Here is a 2,707-nt window from a genome sequence, read left to right as displayed (position 1 = left end):
GCCATCTTCCACCTCCATGGAAAGTTTGGCTATATTTTCCCACAGAAACCGTTTGATGGCAACTCTCATCTCTCGAAAACCCAAAAAGTGCAAAAGTATAGTTCCCACTAAGCCGAGGGATTTCGCCAAGGTGGTAAAATCACCCGTCGAGGTCCTGCTCGGAACCTTTATGATCATCATAGCGGCTCCGGTGATAGCAAAGCCGATAATGACCACGATTTTGAAGGGTTATCCGCAACTTGGAGTGGGCTTAGTGCTCGCCGGATCAGTCCCTCCGGGAGGGATGATAGCCGCTTGGACGGGGTTACTCGAGGGCGATATCCCCCTTGCTTTGACGCTCCAAGCGATCACCCTGATTCTGGGAATAATAGAGATCCCTTACATGCTGAAGTGGCTTGCGGGGGAAGTGGTCTCCATTCCGGTAAGGCTTATGGTGCAGAACCTGGTTATCATCGTTATCCTTCCACTCGCTTTGGGTTTCCTCACCAGATACGCTTATTTCGGGAGGATGAGCGGTGAGAGGGAACAAGCGATAAAGCCGATCTTCCCAATCATCTCCGGTATGGCCGCTCTGATGGTAGTGTTCGTGGCCACCTCACTCAAGGCAGATGTCATTCTTAAGAAACCCCAGGTCATCGGTTGGGCTTTACTGTCAGCCTTCACCTTCTACATTGTGACCTTTCTGCTCTCCACTTATATCTGCAGGCTCTTCAAGCTGAACTATGCAAGGTCCATTCCTATCATTTACGGGACGGCCACGAAAAACCTCTCCATTGCTATTGCGCTTGCTTTAGCTACCTTCGGAAGGAGCGCGGTGGTTCTCGGGGTCATCGGCTGTTTCATGATTCAGATGCCTATGGCAAGCGTCTTTTACTACTGGGTTCCGAAGATGCTGGGAAGGAGGAAAGGAAATGATAAGGCGTAAACCGTAGGCTTTAATCACAGAAAAATCGGCTTGACAGGGATTTATAAATATGATAAAATTCACATATGTAAATATGCATCTGGAAGGATTCCTTAATAAGGGGAAAGAGATGAGAGCCAAAACGGCGGTGGAAGTTTGGAACGCTATAGTATCCGGATATGATTCCGCCGCCTTCACGTTTGAACCCTTCGCAGATTGGATCTGTTGATACTATTCCATCGGTGAGGGCGAGCAGGTGCTGGATGTGGGCTGTGGCACGGGGATCAGCACCTTAGTTGCCGCACGATTCGCAGGTTCTAGCGGGAGTGTGATCGGGATTGATCCAGCCGATCAAATGGTCGAACTGGCCAAACGCAAATTGGGAAACTTAAACTCGCCTGATAATATCCGATTTGCGTTGGCGAAGGCGGAGGAACTGCCGTTTCCCGATGGCTGTTTCGATGTGGTCATCTGTAATTTCGGCCCTCATCTCTTCGAAGATCAGGTTAGGGGAGTAATGGAGATGAAACGGGTCTTAAAGCCGGGCGGCCGTATCGGTTGGACGCCCCCTGGTCCCTATCACGTTCAAGAGCTCCTGGACGTTTTCACCGAGGTTTTAAAGGATAAAGGGCTGTTCGATGAATTCACCATAGGGAGACCGCTGAAGCCTAAGCTCCCCAGAGAGGAGATCGAAGTTCAGAGATGTAAGCCCCTTTTCTCCGATGAGAGATATGCGAATAACAGAGATAAACTCTTGAAAATGATAGAAGAGGCGGGTTTCATCCTTGGAACCCGCCATACAAATTAACACGATGATGAAGGAGGATAAGTAAGATGAACGGCAAGCCCAGATTCGTCATGTGCATCTGCACGGGGGAATGTCCCGGATTCGCTCAACTTGACCTATGGAAACTGATAAATCGCGTCCGGCAGGAGCTTGAGGTCGAATACGCCATCGTTCACCCCCAACTCTGTGTGGATGATGGAGACGCCTTCTGGCGGGATTACATCAAGCCGGATGTCAAATACGTCGTAGGGGCATGTGACCCGAAGATGCAGAGGAAGATGTTCAAGGACGCCTTCGCCGAGGTAGGGGGCGATTTTGATAGACAGGTGACCGCCTTGGACCTGCGCAACATGGATACGGACGAAGCCTTCAGCAAGGTGGCTGAGGCGGTTGAGGGGATGAAGGGGTGACAGGATGTCCGAGGAGAAACTGTATGCTGGCATCCCCAGACGGGAGATACCCTGGTATCCGAGAATCAACTACGAGCTCTGCATAGGATGTGGCCAGTGTTACAACTTCTGCCCCCACGGTGTCTATGAATGGGATGAGGAAAAGGATCGTCCCGTCGTCGTCAACCCCTATGAGTGCGTCATCGGATGCGTAGCTTGCGGTAAGATCTGCGATCAAGACGCCATCTCCTTCCCGAAGAAGGAGGAGATAAACGATCTTATAAAGCGGCTCAGGGAGAAATACGCACATGAGAAAGGTGGTAGTGGTCCTGGAGGATGAGAAACTCCTGGAGCTCAAGAGAATCCTCTAAATTTCTTATGCACCCCATATGATCGTTCAGATTTGACTCTGAGGCATGGGATATGATAGAATCCTCACTGAAGCTCAACGGCTTAATCCAAAGGAGCCCCTCAGCAGTTGACCGAAAGTGTGTCAAAGAAGGAACGAGGAACTAGGAGCGAGGAACGAGGATTTTTATCTCCTCGTTCCCGGTTCCTTTCTCCTCGTTCCTCCTCTGCACACAGGGCTTCAAGGCTAAGGCGGGTGTTAAGCCGCCTGCTGACGGT

The 2,707-nt window shown here is 50.6% G+C and carries 4 protein-coding genes; all 4 read left to right on the top strand.

Annotated features, from left to right (window positions below):
* A partial coding sequence (locus tag J7M22_13375; GenBank protein ID MCD6507599.1) for an arsenic resistance protein occupies positions 1-925 on the top strand: 925 nt, incomplete at its 5' end.
* Between the two features lie 235 nt (positions 926-1,160).
* Complete coding sequence (locus J7M22_13370) at positions 1,161-1,712, top strand: methyltransferase domain-containing protein (GenBank protein ID MCD6507598.1); 552 nt, start codon at positions 1,161-1,163, stop codon at positions 1,710-1,712.
* A 26-nt stretch (positions 1,713-1,738) separates the two neighbouring features.
* The gene (locus J7M22_13365) at positions 1,739-2,101 is read left to right on the top strand and encodes a hypothetical protein (protein ID MCD6507597.1); all 363 of its coding nucleotides are present in this window, start codon (positions 1,739-1,741) and stop codon (positions 2,099-2,101) included.
* A gap of 4 nt (positions 2,102-2,105) precedes the next feature.
* A complete protein-coding gene (locus tag J7M22_13360) occupies positions 2,106-2,420 on the top strand; it encodes a ferredoxin family protein (GenBank protein MCD6507596.1) in 315 nt (104 codons plus the stop codon).
* The last annotated feature ends 287 nt before the right edge of the window (positions 2,421-2,707 follow it).

The organism is Candidatus Poribacteria bacterium (assembly GCA_021162805.1).
Lineage (GTDB): Bacteria > Poribacteria > WGA-4E > B28-G17 > B28-G17 > JAGGXZ01.
Note: the sequence above shows the minus strand (reverse complement) of the source record. Positions and strands in the feature narration are given on the sequence as shown.

Bases quoted from the DNA above. Each gene is read 5' to 3' on its own strand.
- J7M22_13360 (MCD6507596.1), top strand. From the start codon at position 2,106: ATGTCCGAGGAGAAACTGTATGCTGGCATCCCCAGACGGGAGATACCC.
- J7M22_13365 (MCD6507597.1), top strand. From the start codon at position 1,739: ATGAACGGCAAGCCCAGATTCGTCATGTGCATCTGCACGGGGGAATGT.